The sequence below is a fragment of the Nocardioides sp. LS1 genome (assembly GCF_003865225.1).
GTDB classification, from domain to species: Bacteria; Actinomycetota; Actinomycetes; order Propionibacteriales; family Nocardioidaceae; genus Nocardioides; species Nocardioides ginsengisegetis.
Genome location: NZ_BIFF01000002.1, coordinates 495,417 through 511,640, shown reverse-complemented (window position 1 = coordinate 511,640; position 16,224 = coordinate 495,417). Strand labels below are relative to the sequence as shown.

At 71.4% G+C, this 16,224-nt stretch carries 11 protein-coding genes; 4 read left to right on the top strand and 7 right to left on the bottom strand.

The window, feature by feature from the left end:
• Window positions 1–16 precede the first annotated feature (16 nt).
• The gene (locus EJF31_RS07260; protein WP_125036429.1) at window positions 17–844 is read right to left on the bottom strand and encodes a class I SAM-dependent methyltransferase; all 828 of its coding nucleotides are present in this window, start codon (window positions 842–844) and stop codon (window positions 17–19) included.
• An 18-nt stretch (window positions 845–862) separates the two neighbouring features.
• Here EJF31_RS07260 and EJF31_RS07255 point away from each other — a divergent pair, with 18 nt between their 5' ends.
• Window positions 863–1,780, top strand: a complete 918-nt coding sequence (locus tag EJF31_RS07255) for a phosphotransferase family protein (RefSeq protein WP_125036428.1) — start codon at window positions 863–865, stop codon at window positions 1,778–1,780.
• Between the two features lie 224 nt (window positions 1,781–2,004).
• Complete coding sequence (gene rpsA, locus EJF31_RS07250; protein ID WP_125036427.1) at window positions 2,005–3,483, top strand: 30S ribosomal protein S1; 1,479 nt, start codon at window positions 2,005–2,007, stop codon at window positions 3,481–3,483.
• 98 nt (window positions 3,484–3,581) lie between these two features.
• Here the strand turns inward: rpsA and EJF31_RS07245 are convergent, their stop codons facing one another.
• Window positions 3,582–5,495, bottom strand: coding sequence for an aryl-sulfate sulfotransferase (locus tag EJF31_RS07245; protein WP_125036426.1), 1,914 nt, complete (start codon window positions 5,493–5,495; stop codon window positions 3,582–3,584).
• Window positions 5,496–5,555: 60 nt separating this feature from the next.
• Here EJF31_RS07245 and EJF31_RS07240 point away from each other — a divergent pair, with 60 nt between their 5' ends.
• Window positions 5,556–6,506, top strand: a complete 951-nt coding sequence (locus EJF31_RS07240) for an aminoglycoside phosphotransferase family protein (RefSeq protein WP_221767489.1) — start codon at window positions 5,556–5,558, stop codon at window positions 6,504–6,506.
• Window positions 6,507–6,546: 40 nt separating this feature from the next.
• Here the strand turns inward: EJF31_RS07240 and EJF31_RS07235 are convergent, their stop codons facing one another.
• From EJF31_RS07235 to EJF31_RS07225, 3 genes are all read right to left on the bottom strand, one after another.
• Window positions 6,547–7,827 (bottom strand): HNH endonuclease signature motif containing protein, encoded by a 1,281-nt coding sequence (locus tag EJF31_RS07235; protein WP_125036425.1) that lies wholly within the window; start codon window positions 7,825–7,827, stop codon window positions 6,547–6,549.
• 203 nt (window positions 7,828–8,030) lie between these two features.
• Window positions 8,031–9,278, bottom strand: a complete 1,248-nt coding sequence (locus EJF31_RS07230; RefSeq protein WP_260430691.1) for a class I adenylate-forming enzyme family protein — start codon at window positions 9,276–9,278, stop codon at window positions 8,031–8,033.
• 29 nt (window positions 9,279–9,307) lie between these two features.
• On the bottom strand, window positions 9,308–12,166 hold the full coding sequence (locus EJF31_RS07225) for a M36 family metallopeptidase (protein WP_260430690.1): 2,859 nt from the start codon (window positions 12,164–12,166) through the stop codon (window positions 9,308–9,310).
• 135 nt (window positions 12,167–12,301) lie between these two features.
• On the opposite strand from EJF31_RS07225, the gene coaE reads away from it, so the two are divergent.
• Window positions 12,302–12,904 carry a dephospho-CoA kinase gene (gene coaE, locus EJF31_RS07220; protein WP_125036423.1) on the top strand — a complete coding sequence of 201 codons (603 nt, stop codon included), beginning with the start codon at window positions 12,302–12,304 and terminating at the stop codon, window positions 12,902–12,904.
• Window positions 12,905–12,907: 3 nt separating this feature from the next.
• On the opposite strand, the gene EJF31_RS07215 is transcribed toward coaE, so the two are convergent.
• Together EJF31_RS07215 and EJF31_RS07210 are read right to left on the bottom strand one after the other, a co-directional pair.
• Window positions 12,908–13,864: an RNA polymerase sigma factor RpoD/SigA gene (locus EJF31_RS07215; protein WP_125036422.1), complete on the bottom strand. Its 957-nt coding sequence runs from the start codon at window positions 13,862–13,864 to the stop codon at window positions 12,908–12,910.
• 171 nt (window positions 13,865–14,035) lie between these two features.
• Window positions 14,036–16,207 carry a S9 family peptidase gene (locus EJF31_RS07210; RefSeq protein WP_125036421.1) on the bottom strand — a complete coding sequence of 724 codons (2,172 nt, stop codon included), beginning with the start codon at window positions 16,205–16,207 and terminating at the stop codon, window positions 14,036–14,038.
• Between the last annotated feature and the right edge of the window lie 17 nt (window positions 16,208–16,224).

Genomic DNA, 16,224 nt, shown 5'->3' with positions numbered 1-16,224 from the left:
CCACCAGCCCCGAACGTCAGTCGCGCAGCTCGGCACCGAAGATCGCGGTGCCGGGCGTGTAGCGTCCGCGCGTCCCGGACCAGCCGCCCCAGACCCGGTCGTGGCCCTCGGGCCACTCCGGCTCCAGCAGGTCGGTGATCCGGAAGCCGGCCCCGGCCAGCAGGGCGACCCAGTCGCCCAGCGTGCGGTGGTGCTCGACGTAGGACACCACGCCGGTGAGGTCGTCGATCTCGACGTACGGCGTGCGGTCCCAGTAGGACTGGCTCGCCACCAGGCCCGGCTCGCCCGGGTCGTCGGGGAACATCCACCGCGTCGGGTGGGTGATCGAGAAGGCGTAGCGGCCGCCGGGCCGCAGCACGCGCGCGGTCTCCGCGACGGCCCGCTCGATGTCGGCGACGAACTGGAGCGCGCCGAAGGACGAGAACACGACGTCGAAGGTGTCGTCGGCGAACGGCAGGTGCGTGGCGGTGCCGAGCACCGACGGCACCACGATGCCGGTGTCGAGGTCGATCCGGCGCGAGTGCTGGAGCTGGCGGTGGCTGAGGTCGAGGCCGTAGGACCGGCCGCCGCGGTCGCGCACCCAGCGCGAGCACTGCCCGGCGCCGGAGCCCACCTCGAGCACGTCCTTGCCTGTGACGTCGCCCAGGATCCCGGCCTCCGCCTCGGTCAGCCCCTCCGGGCCCCACACGAAGCCGGCGTCGCCGAGGAACTCGCCGTGGGTCGCCTGGTACTCGTCGGCGTAGCGGTCCCAGTCGGGTCCGTTGGCGTGCCGGGACTCGGCCTCGTCCACCGGCCGCCGCTCGACGCGGACGGGGGGATGTGCGGGTGCTGCGTCGGCGTCCACGACCGGCAGACTACTGCCATGGACCCCGCCGGCACCGACCTCGCCTCCCTCACGCCGCTCGCCGGCGGCTGGTCGGGGCAGACCTTCCTGGCCGGCGTCGCCGGTGAGCAGTCGGTGGTGCGGATCTACGCCGAGCCGGGCCCGCGTGGCGACGCGGCCCACGAGGTCGACGCGGCCCTCCTGCGGCTGGTGCGCGGGCTGGTCCCGGTCGCCGAGGTCCTCGAGGTGCGCCGGGCCGACCCCGCCACCGGGATGCCCGCCCTCCTGGTCACCTCGCACCTGCCGGGGGAGCGCGGCGACTTGCTGCTGCCCACCCTCGACGCCCCCGCCCGTGCCGAGCTCGGCGCCCGGCTCGCCGGGATCCTGGCCGACCTGGGCGGGATGCCCTTCCTGCGCTCGGGCCCGTTCGTCGACGGCGACCTGCGGATCGGCAGCTTCTGGCCGGACGGGCAGGACGTCGACGGGCTCCCGGCGTACGTCGACCTCGCGACGCCGCAGCTGGGCTGGTGGACCCCCGACGAGCTCGACGGGCTCCGCGAGGTCGCCGTCGACGCCCAGGCGCTGCTCGACACGGTCGGCCGGGTCTGCCTCGTGCACAGCGACTTCAACCCCAAGAACCTCCTTGTCGACCCCCGGACCCTCGAGGTCACCGGGGTCCTGGACTGGGAGTTCGCGCACTCCGGGCACCCCTTCACCGACCTGGGCAACCTGCTCCGCTTCGAGCGCGACGAGGACTTCACCGCGGCCGTCCTGGCGGCGTACGCCGACCGGCGCGGGACGACGCCGGCCGACGCCCTGGCCCTCGCCCGAGCGGCCGACCTGTGGGCGCTGGTGGACCTCGCGACCCGCCGCAGCGTCAACCCGGTCGCGGCCGCGGCCGACGTACTGCTGCGCGAGGTGGCCCGCAGGCGTGATCCGGGGGCCGTCCCCGCCTGAACCACCGCCTGGGCCACGCCTGCGGTCAGGGGCGCCCGCGGTTGGACTCCCGCGTGCGCCGCGGCGTAGTCTTGGACACTGCGCCTGCAGTCTGCCTGGGTCCCAGACCGAGTGGACACTGGCTCGCTATCAAGCCTCACCGTCGGTGGGGCGTCTCATCGGTAGTGAAACCGGACTTCCGGCGTGCCCGCACGACTTCATCCATCCAAGGACCCAACTCCCTTATGACGAGCACCATCTCGATCCTTCCCGATTACGACGCGCCGCAGGTTGCGGTCAACGACATCGGTTCTGAAGCAGACTTCCTCGCGGCCATTGACGCGACCATCAAGTACTTCAACGACGGCGACATCGTCGAGGGCACCATCGTCAAGGTCGACCGTGACGAGGTCCTCCTCGACATCGGTTACAAGACCGAAGGTGTCATCCCTTCCCGTGAGCTCTCGATCAAGCACGACGTCGACCCCTCCGAGGTCGTTTCCGTGGGCGACAAGGTCGAGGCCCTGGTTCTCCAGAAGGAGGACAAGGAAGGCCGTCTGATCCTGTCCAAGAAGCGCGCCCAGTACGAGCGCGCCTGGGGCACGATCGAGCAGGTCAAGGAAGAGGACGGTGTCGTCGAGGGCACGGTCATCGAGGTCGTCAAGGGTGGTCTCATCCTGGACATCGGCCTGCGTGGCTTCCTGCCCGCCTCGCTCGTCGAGATGCGCCGCGTGCGCGACCTGCAGCCCTACGTGGGCCAGACCCTCGAGGCGAAGATCATCGAGCTCGACAAGAACCGCAACAACGTGGTCCTGTCGCGTCGTGCGTGGCTCGAGCAGACCCAGTCCGAGGTTCGCCACGGCTTCCTGACCCAGCTCCAGAAGGGCCAGATCCGCAAGGGTGTCGTCTCCTCGATCGTCAACTTCGGTGCGTTCGTGGACCTCGGCGGCGTCGACGGTCTCGTCCACGTCTCGGAGCTGTCCTGGAAGCACATCGACCACCCGTCCGAGGTCGTCGCCGTGGGCGACGAGGTCACCGTCGAGGTCCTCGACGTCGACATGGACCGCGAGCGTGTCTCCCTGTCGCTGAAGGCGACGCAGGAGGACCCGTGGCAGCACTTCGCCCGCACCCACCAGATCGGCCAGATCGTGCCGGGCAAGGTCACCAAGCTGGTGCCCTTCGGTTCGTTCGTCCGCGTCGAGGAGGGCATCGAGGGCCTGGTGCACATCTCCGAGCTCGCCGAGCGTCACGTCGAGATCCCCGAGCAGGTCGTCCAGGTCAACGACGACGTCATGGTCAAGATCATCGACATCGACCTCGAGCGTCGCCGGATCTCGCTGTCGCTCAAGCAGGCCAACGACACCGCCACCGCGACGGACGTCGAGGAGTTCGACCCGACGCTCTACGGCATGACGGCGACCTACGACGAGCAGGGCAACTACGTCTACCCCGAGGGCTTCGACCCGGAGACCGGCGAGTGGCTCGAGGGCTTCGACGAGCAGCGTGCGGTCTGGGAGGAGCAGTACGCCAAGGCGCACGCTCGCTGGGAGCAGCACGTCAAGCAGCAGGCCGAGGCCGCCAAGGCCGAGGTCGAGGCCGGCGAGGCCACCTCGTACTCCAGCGGTGGCACCGAGTCCACCGAGGCGGAGTCCGAGGGCGGCTCGCTCGCGTCCGACGAGGCGCTGCAGGCGCTCCGCGAGAAGCTCACCGGCGGCGCCAGCTGATCCGCAGGTAACTGCCTCAGCACCCGCTGAACACACGCGAGGGCCCGGTCACCACACGGTGACCGGGCCCTCGTGGCATGTGCGCGGGAGTACGGCGGTCAGCGGGTGACGGCGAGGGCGGTGACGGCGTCAGCGGCCATTCCGCCTGAGGCGTACACCTGGAAAGCGATGTGCTTGCCGCGTGACACGGCCTTGGTCCGGTGCACGACGACCCGGATGGTCCAGGTCTGGCCCTGGTCGAGCTCAGGCGTCACCACGTCACGCTTCGTGAGCTCGTGGGTGATGTCGTGCCCGCCGTGGAAGTAACGCACACGGAAGGCCTTCGAGTCCGAGCCGGCCTGCACCGCGTAGGCGAAGGTGGAGCTGCGGTTCCTGAGCCGGACGTGGAACGTCGCCTCGTCGCCAGGGTGGACGAGGCGCACCTGTACGTGGCCGTTCTGCCACGTCCCACCCGCTTTGCGGATCTTGAGGTCCGGGCGCCAGACGGGATCGCCGATCACGCTGGGCGGGGCGCGGAACGCGCGGTAGGAGAACCAGCCGGGCGCAGTGAGTGACCACGACTCGTTGCCGTCGGTGGTCACCTCGCTGACGAACGGCGGGGTGTCGCCCGTGCTGTCCTGGCTGGCCGACCAGCCGACCACCGTGGTGCCGTCCCAGAGGCGCTGGGCGTTGCCGGCGAAGGCCGCGTAGCGGCCGGGCTTCTCGAAGCTCCAGACCCGGGTGGCGGTGTGCGCAGCCTCATCGAGGGCGTACTCCACGACGCGGGTCTGCGGCCGAGCGATCCGGGCGCCGGTCGGGTTCGCCGGGTCCGGGCACATGTTCGCCGTCTGCGGAGCGACCGGGCCGCTGGTGTCCTTGCGCGAGCCGTTGTCGAAGAGCAGCAGGTGCCCGTTGGGCAGGATCCGCGCGTCGTGCTGGGCGCAGAAGCCGGCGTACGGGTCGTCGAGGAAGGTGAAGTCGCCGTCCTGGCCGCCCATCTTCCAGATGACGTCGCCGGGCGCGAAGCCGTCGTGGGCGCCGGTGGCGATCCGCATGACCTGGCCGAGGTTGCGGAACGACGCGAGCAGGTCGCCTCCTGCCAGCACCTGCACGGAGTTGATGTGGGCGTAGTCCTGGCCCTTGCCGCCGAGGACGTAGCCCTCGGACGGGTCGGCGTGACCCTTGCTCGTCCACGTGAAGGTCGCGTGGCCCGCGGCGTCCTGGATCTGGATCACGGCGTCCAGCCACTGCTTCCCGTCGTCGTACGTCGACCGGTGGTACCCGACCAGCACCACGCGGCCGTCGGGGAGGTACTGCACGTCGTGGAAGTCGGTGTCATGGGCGGTGATGCCGAGCTCGGGGACGGGCGCCAGTCGCCGGGTGCCGGTCTCGTGGAAGGACGCGTCCAGCTCGCGGACGCGGTAGCCGTACTCCGACGGGGTGTCGTCTGGGCCGTCCTTGACCGGCTCGAAGACGGTGTAGGCCGGGCCGTAGCGCTGGGGGGTGAAGTCGTTGGGCTCGGGCGCCTCGCGGACGTGGGTCGGCACGCCGTGGTTGTCGAGCACCGCCTCGAACGAGTGGGCCGACAGGAAGCTGCTCAGGCCCACGAGCACGTGGCCGGGCGAGCCCGTGCCGGCGCTCGTGATCGTCGGGAAGCCCGTGGGCAGGTAGATCCAGGACTGGTGGCTCGTGCCGGCGGAGTCGGCGATCGCGACGGCGACCTCGTCGCCGGGGACGAGGTCGGTCAGCGTCAGCGGCTGGCCGTTCGTCGCCGGGATCCCGTTGACAGTGATCGTGCCGTCGGTGTCGGTGGTGCCGGCCGTGACGGTCAGGGTGCCGTCGGTGGTGTCGTCGGTGTGCACCGCGTAGCGGTCGGTGCCCGCGTCGTACGACGGCCAGGTGCTCACGCCGGCACCCTCGATTGTGACGCTGTGGGCCGGGGCGTCGGCGGCCTGGGTGGGAGCGGTCAGTGCGAGCAGCTGGAGAGCGGTGACGGCCACTGCCGCGACGAGGACCCCGGGACGCCACTGCATGGCGTCACCCTAAGGCCCCGGCCAGCGGCCGGGCTGCGAAACTCGGTTGTGCCTCCGCGTGTGGCCGCGATCATGGGGCCGGTGAGCCCAGTGCCCTCGGAGTCGACCCACCTCGCCCCTGACGTGGATGTCGTCGCCCAGCTGATTCGCGACCAGGCCCCGCACCTGGCCGACCTGCCCGTCAGGGTGAGTCCCGCATCAGGCAGCAGCAACTGGGTCTTTCGCCTGGGTGAAGCCCTGTCCGTGCGCCTTCCGCGGGCGGACGAGTACGTCGATGACCTGCTCAAGGAGGTTCGCTGGCTGCCCCACCTCGCCCCCCACCTCGTCAGCCCCGTCCCTGGTGTGATTGCCGTCGGCGAGAGCAGTCAGGCATTCCCTCGGCCCTGGGCCGTCCTGTCGTGGCTCCCCGGAGACCTCCCGCACGCACTCGACGAGGCCCAGCAGGTCCGGTTCGCGGAGACCCTGGGTGCCTTCGCGCAGAGCCTCCACGCGGTCGACACCACGGGGGCCCCGCGCGGTGCCGAGCACTGGGGATACCGGTGCGGCGAACCTGTGACCGACCAGATCGACACCTGGGCCGAGAGGGCCGCGACCGCCTTGGCCGACCGGTTCGACGCGGCAGCCGTCCGCGAAGCCTGGCGGCGCCTACGCCGCGTCCCGGCGGCCACGCAGCCTGTCTGCTGGGTGCACACCGATCTGTCCGCCGAGAACGTGCTCGTCGGCGACGACGGACGCCTCGCGGGGGTGATCGACTTCGGTGGCCTCGGCATCGGAGATCCGTCCGTCGACCTGCTCTACGCGTGGAGCCTGCTCGATGCGCCAGCTCGGGACGTGCTCCGCGCCGCCGCCGGGGCGGACGAGGCCACCTGGGCCAGGGCTCGGACATGGGCCTTCGTCGGCCCGGGCCTGTTGACCATCGCCGGCTATCGCCACTCCATGCCCGCCCGGAGTGAGCGTCTCGGCTCGATGGTCGAGAGCATCGCAGCCGAGGTGGGCGTGGAACTGCGCTGAAGCGTGCCTGTGGCCCCGCCGATGGCGGGGTACGGGGCGGTCAGGCTCGTCGGCGATGCGCGGGGTCGCGGGTGACGTCGAGGGTACCCTCGTGGTCGACGAGGTAGCTGTGGCGATGGGGGCTGGTCCACAGGAAGGTGCCGGGCTCGAGCTGGGTGTAGCGCCAGCCGCCATGGGTCTTCAATCGGTGATGGCGCCTGCAGAGCGGGGCCAGGTTGCACGGGCACGTAGGGCCGTCGTCGCCCCAGGGGACGACGTGGTCGCAGTCGCACGGGCGGGCTGGTCGAGTGCACCAGGGGAAGACGCAATGGCCGTCGCGGAGCCGGACGCGCTCGGCGATGCGGTCGGGGACCTCGTAGGCGTCGGTGCGGACGTGGTCGGCGAGGTCGATGACCGGCTTCACGACGACCGCGAGGTCAGGGTTGCGGGTCCACTCACGGACTTGCTCGGTGGTGATGATCGTGTCGGTGTTCTCCAGGCGTGCGATGCCGGCCCCGTCGCCGGTGAGCTCCTGCTCGCCGAGGTGGACGTAGAGCACCAGCTGCTGGCCGGTCCTGCCGGTCTGGTTGCGGGCGAGGTCGCCGAGGGCCATGGAGCGGCGGACGTCCAAGGACTCCTCGCAGCCGGCCTCCTTGAGGCGCTGGGCGCCGGCGGCGACGGCGTCCTCGAGGTCGAGGGCGTCGCGGAGGTCGAGCTCGCCCCAGCACCGGCTGGTGCCGTCGAAGGAGACGCGGCGACTGTCGATGACGAAGTGACGACGGTCGGCGGCCTCCTGGCGCTTGCGCTCGGCGACCTCGGGGTCGTGGCGGGCGATCGCCTCGTCGATGAGGCGATCTGTGGTGACGGGGCCGATCTTGTGGGCGACATGGGTGATGTGGCGGTCGACGTACGCCGCGGCGTCGGGGGAGAGGGCCATCGTCTGGCGGGCGATCCGGCGGGCGCGCCAGGCGGGGAGCTCGCAGCGCTGGACCCGACCCCACAGGCCGGCCAGGCGGTGGCGTAGCTCGACCGCCTCGCCGATGTAGGCGGCACCGACGTCGGTCGGGAGGCCGACCGCCGCGGCGAACTCGGCCACGGAGAACTCCGCGACCAGCGGCGCTCCCGGCCCGGCGACGGCGATGCCCGTGTCACCGAACCCGGCGGCCCAGCGGGTGGCGGCGTCGTCGATCGAGGCGGTCGAGTGCATGGCGGCCCAGTCGGCCGCGAGCTCGAGCAGCCGGCACTCCGCCGCCTGGGCGACCTGCTTCTCGGCGCGGACCGCGGCGAGCACCTCGGCCGGGGTCTCCGGCCGGGTGTCGGGTGCGGTCAGCGTCGCGGTCATGGGTCCATTCCAGCAGCGACCACCGACATTCCTGCAGGTCAGAGGGGCTTTTCCACAGGGTCTGGCGAAGTTCTTCGGTAAAGAAGTCTGGCGACTACAGCACGTCGAGCGGCGCAGCCGGCCCGGCACGATCCCGACGCTCGGCACCCTGGGTTTCGAGGCTCGTCGCTGGCGCTCCTCGCACCTCAACCGACGGCGGTCGCTCAGGTGCGGGGCAGCTGGTCGCGGCGAACCTTCCCGGTCAGCGTGCGCGGCAGCTCGTCGAGGAACGTCCAGGTCTTGGGGCGCTTCGGGGGCGCGAGCCGCTCCCGCGCGAAGGCGTCGAGCGAGGCGGAAGAGGCGGTGCCGACCACCGCCGCACACACTCGCTGCCCCCACCGGTCGTCGGGGACGCCGTAGACGGCCACGTCCACCACCGAGGGGTGCTCGCGGAGAGCGTGCTCGACCTCGAGGGGGTAGACGTTGACGCCGCCGCTGATGATCAGGTCCTCGCGGCGGCCGTCGAGGTAGAGGTAGCCGTCGTCGTCGAGGCGGCCGAGGTCGCCGACGCTGAATCGGTCACCGCGCCAGGCCGCCGCCGTCTTCGCGGGATCGCCGTAGTAGGCGAAGCGGGCGTGCTCGGGCACGCTGCACCAGATCGTCCCGTCCTCGTCGAGGTGCAGCGCGCGCCCGGGTCGGGCGCGGCCGACGGTCCCGGGACGCGCCAGCCACTCCTCGCTGCGGCAGGCGGTGAACTGCCCCTCGGTGGAGCCGTAGAACTCCCACGTCGAGCCCGCCGGGAACAGCTCGATCAACCGCTCCTTCACCGCCGCCGGGCACGGCGCTCCGGCGTGGGCGACGAGGCGGAACGACGAGAGATCGGGTACGCCGACCTCGTCCCAGTGCGCGAAGAGGCGCTGCAGGTGCGTCGGCACGCAGAACACCGTGGTCGGCCGCTCGCGTTCGATCGCGGCCGTGACCGCGGCGGGATCGAACGGTCCGGGCACGACCATCCGGCCGCCCGCGAGCAGCGTCCCCATCCCGAACCGCAGCGGCGCGGAGTGGTAGAGCGGGCTGAGCACGAGGTTCACGTCGGTGGAGGTGAAGCCCCAGAGCTCGCGCTCCTCGGCCACGAGCGCGGACGCCTGCTCGTCGGACAGCAGCCCGCTGAACACGCCCTTCGGCACGCCGGTCGTCCCGCTGGTCACGTGCATGGGCCGGCCGCGGGGGAGCCGCGAGTCCGACGGAGGGACGGTCGCACGCAACGCGGCAACGGCCTCGTCGGACTCCACGACCAGGTCGGGCTCCAGCCCGGCCAGGATCCGCTCCCGCTCGTACGCCGTGAGCCGCGGGTCCAGCGGGATCGGGAAGATCCCGGCGGCCAGCAGGGCCATCACCAGCTCGACGTACGCCACCGAGCCGGGGACGAGCAGGGCGACCCGGGATCCCTCGCGCAGCTCGACTCGATCCACGCGAGGGACCCTACGGGTCGTCGCCCGGCCTAGGGCGCCTCGGTCCCGAAGACCGCCATCTCGGACACGTCCGCGAAGCTGCAGCCAGAGTAGGGACCGCTGGGGCAGCTGGATCCGAAGCTCGGCGTCTGGTTGCTCAGGATCCAGAACTTCACGTAGCGGACGCCGGTCGTGCCGGCCGTCGGCGCGATCGAGTTGAGCGTGCCGTTGTCCGCGGAGGTGAAGGTGCCCTGGGCGGCGGTCGTCCACGTGACGCCATCGACCGAGGTCTCGATCCGGTAGCCCTTGGTCGCGGCCGTCGGGTCGTCACCACACGTCGCGTTGGGGTCGACCCCGAACGACGTGATGTTGACGTTGGTGTGCATGTCGACGACGGCGAACTTCGGCACGAACGTCCCGGTCGGGTCACCCTGGTCGTTGCCGGCCGTGCTGCCCCAGCCGGTGCCGAGGCTCAGGTCGATCAGCCCGCCCGGACCACAGCCGTAGGCCGTGTAGTCGCCGCCGTTGAAGTCGACGATCTCGGCGCCACCGCTGGTGGACGCGAAGTCCCGGGTGATGAGGAAGTTCGTCGGGGCGCTGGAGGTGCTGTCGACCGCCTTGGCCTGGGGGAAGTAGCCGGGGCCGAAGGCCACGACCTTCTGGTAGGTGCCGGCGTAGAGCCCGCCGATCGAGTAGCTGCCGTCGGCCGCGGTGGTGTCGGTCGCCGCGTCACCCTGGCCGGCCACCGCCACGAGCGCGCCCGCGACGGGGTCGCCGGTGGTCGGGTCGGTCACGACGCCGCTGATCGTCTGGTCGGCGGGTCCGGTCGGCGGGGTGTTGAAGTCCTCGGCCGGGTCGTCGTCGGCGCCGTTGATGGCGCCGGCGAAGAAGCCCATGCCGCGATGCGCGAAGACGTTCCAGATGGCGGCGTTGTGGCTGCCGCTGTAGGCCACGTTGTCGGCCTGCACGATCGCGTTGCGCATGTCGAGGAAGGACGGGTCGTCGGCCGAGATCGACATCGCGCGGGTGATCAGACGGTCCGCGACGGCCGGGCCCAGCTTCTTGCGGAGGTCCCAGAGGGTCTGGCCCCAGATCTCTCCGCTGGCGTGCACCTCCGCGCCGGGGATGACCGTGGCGAAGTCGCCGTAGGTGTAGCCGCCGCGCGACCCGTCGATCCGGGTGCAGCCCTTGGCGGTGGAGCCCACGGCGCAGTCGACGTCCATCGTGCGGATCAGCGGCTGGCCGACGGAGACGTACTTGCCGACGAGCAGCTCGCCGGACTTGCTGGTGTCGGGCTGGAAGCCCTTCTTCACCAGGTAGTCCATGGCGTAGTAGTCGCTCCAGGCCTCGCCCATCGATCCGGGCTGGATGTCGTTGAGCGTCGAGACGCCGCCCGCGTCGACCACCAGCCGGTTGGACAGTCCGTGGGTGTACTCGTGGTAGAGCACGTCGGCCTCGAAGGCCGAGCTGGTCGGCAGGAAGGGCTCCTGGTTGTCGCTCGCGCCGGGGAAGTGGAAGAGGTACATCTGCATGGTCGGCGACTGGCCGTCCGGAGGCGTGTCCATGTTGGCGTTGTCGATGTGGTTGCCGTCGGGGAAGCCGTTGCCGGTGTCGGCGCCGTCCAGCGCGTTGAGCTTCACCGGGTCGTGGTCGGACGTCTCGAAGTTGCCCGCCGCGCTCGTGAAGCTGATCGGCGCCTTCGTGAGGTAGTCGTGGAAGTTGCTGGCGAGGTAGAACGCCTGGGCGACGTCGGCGTTCATGTTGGTGCGCCAGGAGTCCTTCTTCTTCGGGTTCCAGGTGCAGACGTAGTGCGACGAGCAGAACTTCGAGGCGGTCGAGCCGAAGTGGACAAGGCTGAACTGCGCGCCGCTGCTGGTGCCGGGCACGGGAGTCTTCTCGTTGTTGTCGCGCTGGTTGTTGTCGTTGATGTCGGCCCACGCCACCACGCTGTTGCCGGCGAGCGTGGTCGCGCTCTTCTTCAGCCAGCCGCGGCCGACGAAGTTGACGACCTTGGGCTTCCCGCCCTTGGCGGCGCCGGGGTAGTTGTCGTAGACGTAGGAGTCGCCGTCGGCGGAGTCGGTGGTCGAGCGGCGGAAGAGCACCGCGCCCGACGTGGCGTCGACGACGTGCTGGTAGGCGCCGCCGCCCGCGTGGACGTACGTCGACCATCCGGCGCGCAGGCCGCTGCGGGTCAGGAACCACACCGGGCTGGCCTGGTCGCCGGCCGCGGCGGTGGTGCCGCCGACGTTGCGGGCGGCCGTCGATCGGGCCGCGGCCGCGTCGAGCGAGCCGGTGCCGGCCGCGGCGGCGAGCGCCTGCAGTCCGTGGACCGGGCTGCCCTGGACGGCGAGCACGCGGCCGTCCCGGGTGACCTGCACCTTGAGTCCGTTGCCGAAGACGGGCCGCCCGGCGGCGTACTGCTGCCAGGAGAGGTGGTGCAGGCCCATGTCGTCGACGTAGTCCTTGCGGAACCGCAGGGTCTGCAGGTCGGCGGCGTCGAGGCCGAGCGCCGAGGCGTGCTGGCGGACGTAGGCCAGCGCGATCGAGCGCGCCGGGGCCGTGGAGCGGCCCGTGAGGAACCCGTCGAGGCGGCCGACGTTGCGGACCGTGCCGGTCAGCGGGTCGAAGTCGAGGAGCGCCTGGCTGCCCAGCGAGCGCTGCCAGGCCCGGTCGGCCTTGCTCAGGCCGGAGAGGCGCTGGCGCTCGGCGCGGACGATGGCCTTGTTGCCCAGGCGCCGGGCGTCGAGGTAGCCCGGGGTCCGGGCGGCGTCGTGGCGGACGCTGCTGGAGGCGAGCCGGGAGGTGGGCTGCTGGATGGCCGCCTGGCTCGGCAGTCCCAGCATGGTCACGGCCAGCGCAGTGGTGGCGACGGCGGCCGAGGCCACCCAGGTCTTCTTGGCATGGATCACGGCGGAGCCCCCGGAGTGTGAGGTCGTACGGCGCCCCTCGGCGCCATGCTCGAACCTAGGCACCAGCGGGCTACCGCGCCATCCCCCCGATGGGCTACGCGACGGCGCGTCGCCCTGGTCTGGGAGCATGCGCGCATGCGAGTGGGACTGACCGGCGGCGTGGCCTCGGGCAAGAGCACGGTCTCGGCGATGCTGGCCGAGCTGGGCGCGATCGTCATCGACGCGGACCTCCTGGCCCGCGAGGTCGTCGCGAAGGGCACCGACGGGCTGACCGAGGTCGTGGCCGCCTTCGGGCCGGGCGTGCTGACCGCCGACGGCGAGATGGACCGGCCGGCGGTGGGCGCGATCGTCTTCGCCGACGAGGCGAAGCGACGGGTCCTCGAGGGGATCATCCACCCGCGGGTCCGGGCCCGGAGCGCCGAGATGGAGGCGGCGGCCGGCCCCGACGACCTCGTCGTGCACGACATCCCGCTGCTCGCCGAGACCGGGGGCGCGCGCGTCTTCGACGCGGTCGTGGTGGTCGACGTCCCCGTCGAGGTGCAGGTGGAGCGGATGCTGCGGGACCGCGGCTGGACCCGGGAGGACGCCGAGTCCCGGATCGCCGCCCAGGCCACCCGCGCGGACCGGCTGGCGATCGCCACCCACGTCATCGAGAACACCGGGACGCTCGAAGACCTCCGCCAGCGTGTGGCGGAGGTCTTCGAGGAGCTGGTCTCGGCAGGCTCGACCGACGAATAAGGGTCAGGCGGCGAGGTCCGGGTCGGCGAACCGGCGCAGCTTCTGCAGCGCCTCCCGCTCGAGCTGGCGGACCCGCTCGGCGGAGATGCCGTGCTTGAGGCCGATGTCGGCCAGCTTGTGCTGGCGACCGTCGACGAGGCCGTAGCGCGAGCGGATGATGTCCGCGGCACGGTCGTCGAGCTGCCCGACCAGGCTGTTGAGCCGGTCGCGGGACTCGACGTCGATGAAGTTCAGGTCGGGCCCCGGAGCCGTCTCCTGGGCCATCAGGTCGCCCAGCGAGGTGTCGCCGTCCTCGTCGACGGGGGAGTCGAGGCTGACGTGCTCGCGGCCCCACGCCATGAGGTCGAGGACGCGGTCGACGTCCATGCCGAGCTCGGTGGCGATCTCCTGCGGGTCGGGGTCACGGCCGAGCTGGCGCTCGAGCGTGCGGCGGGCGCCGCCTACCTGGTTGAGCTCCTCCACGACGTGCACGGGGAGCCGGACCACCCGCGCCTGCTGGGCGATGCCGCGGGTGATCGCCTGCCGCACCCACCACGTGGCGTAGGTCGAGAACTTGTAGCCCTTGGTGTAGTCGAACTTCTCGACCGCCCGGATCAGGCCGGTGTTGCCCTCCTGGATCAGGTCGAGCATGGGCATCTGGGCCCGGCCGTACTTGCGCGCGATCGAGACGACCAGGCGCAGGTTGGCGGTGATGAACGTGTCGACGGCCTTGCGGCCCTCCTCGGCGAGCCACTCGAGCTCCTCCTCGGTCGCCGCGAGCGGCGCACCGCCCTTGCGGCGGCCCACCCGACCCTCGGCCAGGAGCGCCTCGGCCATCAGGCCGGCCTCGATGGTCTTGGAGAGCTCGACCTCGGTGGCGGCGTCGAGGAGGGGGTTGCGTGCGATCTCGTCGAGGTAGAGGCCGACGCTGTCGCGGCCTTCGATCTCCCGGGTCCCGGCAGTTGCGGTCCGTGTCGCCATGGGACGCCCTCCTCTGCTGATGGGCACTCTCACCGGAGTGCCTCGCGATTTGTCCAACGTCCCGGCGTACCCGGAGATTCCCGGGACATGTGGGGTTGTGTTGGGCCTTCGTTGCAAAGGACGCGTGGGGATTGGTCAGAGTTGCACGCCGCGGCAACTCTCAGGGACTTCTCAGTCGGCGGCAGGGTCGGCGAGGCCCATCCGGTCCAGGATCCAGGCCAGCGAGAACGCCCGGTCGTGCCATGACTTGTAGCGCCCCGAGACGCCGCCGTGCCCGGCCGACATCTCGGTGCGGAGCAGCACGTCGCGCCGCCCGACCGCCGTCGCGCGGAGCTTGGCGACCCACTTGGCCGGCTCGACGTAGAGCACCCGGGTGTCGTTGAGGGACGTCTCGGCCAGGATCGGTGGGTAGTCGGTCGCGATCACGTTCTCGTACGGCGCATAGCCGCGCATCGTCGCGTAGACCGTGGGGTCGTCCTCGGGGTTGCCCCACTCGTCGTACTCCGTGACGGTCAGCGGCAGGCTCGCGTCCAGCATCGTGGTCAGCGCGTCCACGAACGGCACCCCGGCGACGATGCCGCCGAAGAGCTGCGGCGCCTGGTTGGCGACCGCGCCCATCAGCAGGCCGCCGGCGCTGGCACCCTCCGCGACGAGGCGCTGGGGGGTGGTCCAGCCCGTCTCCACGAGGTGGCGGGCGCAGGCGATGAAGTCGGAGAAGGTGTTCTGCTTGTTGAGCATCTTGCCGCCGTCGTACCACCGGCGGCCCATCTCGCCGCCGCCGCGCACGTGCGCGATCGCGAAGCCGGCGCCGCGGTCGAGCAGCGAGAGCCGGGCCACGGAGAAGTAGGGGTCGATCGAGGCCTCGTAGGCGCCGTAGCCGTAGAGCAGGACCGGGATCGGGCCCGCGTCCCGGGCACCGCGCCGGCACACGATCGAGATCGGCACCTGCTCGCCGTCCTCGGTGGGCGCCCAGAGCCGGTGCTCCTCGTAGTCGGCGGGGTCGTAGCCGCCGAGCACGGGCGTGCGGCGGAGCAGCGTGAGCTCGCGGGTGCGGACGTCGTAGTCGTAGACCGAGGAGGGGATGGCCATCGAGGTGTAGCCCAGCCGCACCGTCGGCTGGTGGAAGCCGGGGTTGCCGCCCGAGCCAACCGTGTAGACCTCCTCGTCGAACTCCACGAGGTAGTCGTCGGTGATGGGGGCGGCCGGGTCGTCGCCGAGCTCGAGCACGCGGAGCTGGGTCAGCCCTTGGCTGCGCTGGTGGACGACGAGGTGGCCGGCGAAGGCGTCGACGTCCTCGAGGCGTACGGCGCTGTCGTGCTCGATCAGCGGCACCCAGGCGTCCGGGTCGGTGGTGGCGCAGGGGGCCGTCGCCAGCTCGAAGTCGGCGCCGGTGTGGTTGTGCAGCACCAGGAACCGGTCCTCGCCACCGAGGACGGCGTGGTCGAGGGAGTACTCCAGCCCCTCCACGCGGGGAGCGAAGACCTGCAGGCCCTTCTCGGGCGCCTCGGCGTCGAGGAAGTGGTACTCCGACGTGGTCTTGGAGCCCGAGGCCACCATCAGGAAGCGGTCGCTGCGCGTCCGCCCGGTGCCGACCCAGAAGCGCTCGTCGGTCTCGTGGAAGACCAGCTCGTCGTCGGTCTGGGGCGTGCCGAGCCGGTGCCGCCAGATCTTGTCGGCGCGCCACGCCTCGTCGGTCGTCGTGTAGTAGAGCTCGCCGCCGTCGCGGTCCCAGGTCGCGCCGCCGAGCACGCCGGAGATCTCGTCGCCGAGCAGCTCGCGGGTCCGCAGGTCCAGGACGCGCACGGTGTAGCGCTCGTCGCCGACCACGTCGGTGGAGTAGGCCAGCAGGTGGCCGTCGGGGCTCACCGCGGAGCCGCCGAGGGAGAAGAACTCGTGGCCCTCGGCGAGCGCGTTGAGGTCGAGCAGCAGCTCCTCGCCGGGCAGGGCCGGCTCGTCGGGGGCGCAGTCCTGGGCCGGCTGCGGGGGAGTCCAGTCGTCCGGGTCGTTGACCGGCACGCGGCAGGAGACGCCGTACTCCTTGCCCTCGAAGGAGCGGCCGTAGTACCAGTAGCCGCGGTTGCGCGTCGGCACCGACAGGTCGGTCTCGAGGGTGCGGGCCTTGATCTCGTCGAAGATCGCCGCGCGCAGGTCGGCGAGGTGGGCGGTGCGCGCCTCGGTGTAGGCGTTCTCGGCCTCGAGATGGGCCACCACGTCCTCGGAGTCCTTCTCGCGCAGCCACTCGTAGTCGTCGGTGCGCGTCTCGCCGTGGATCTCGCGGGTGGTGGGGCGACGCTCCGCGACGGGCGAGTGCGGGACGAGCTCGGGTGTTGCTTCGGGGGACATGCCGAGAACGCTAGCGT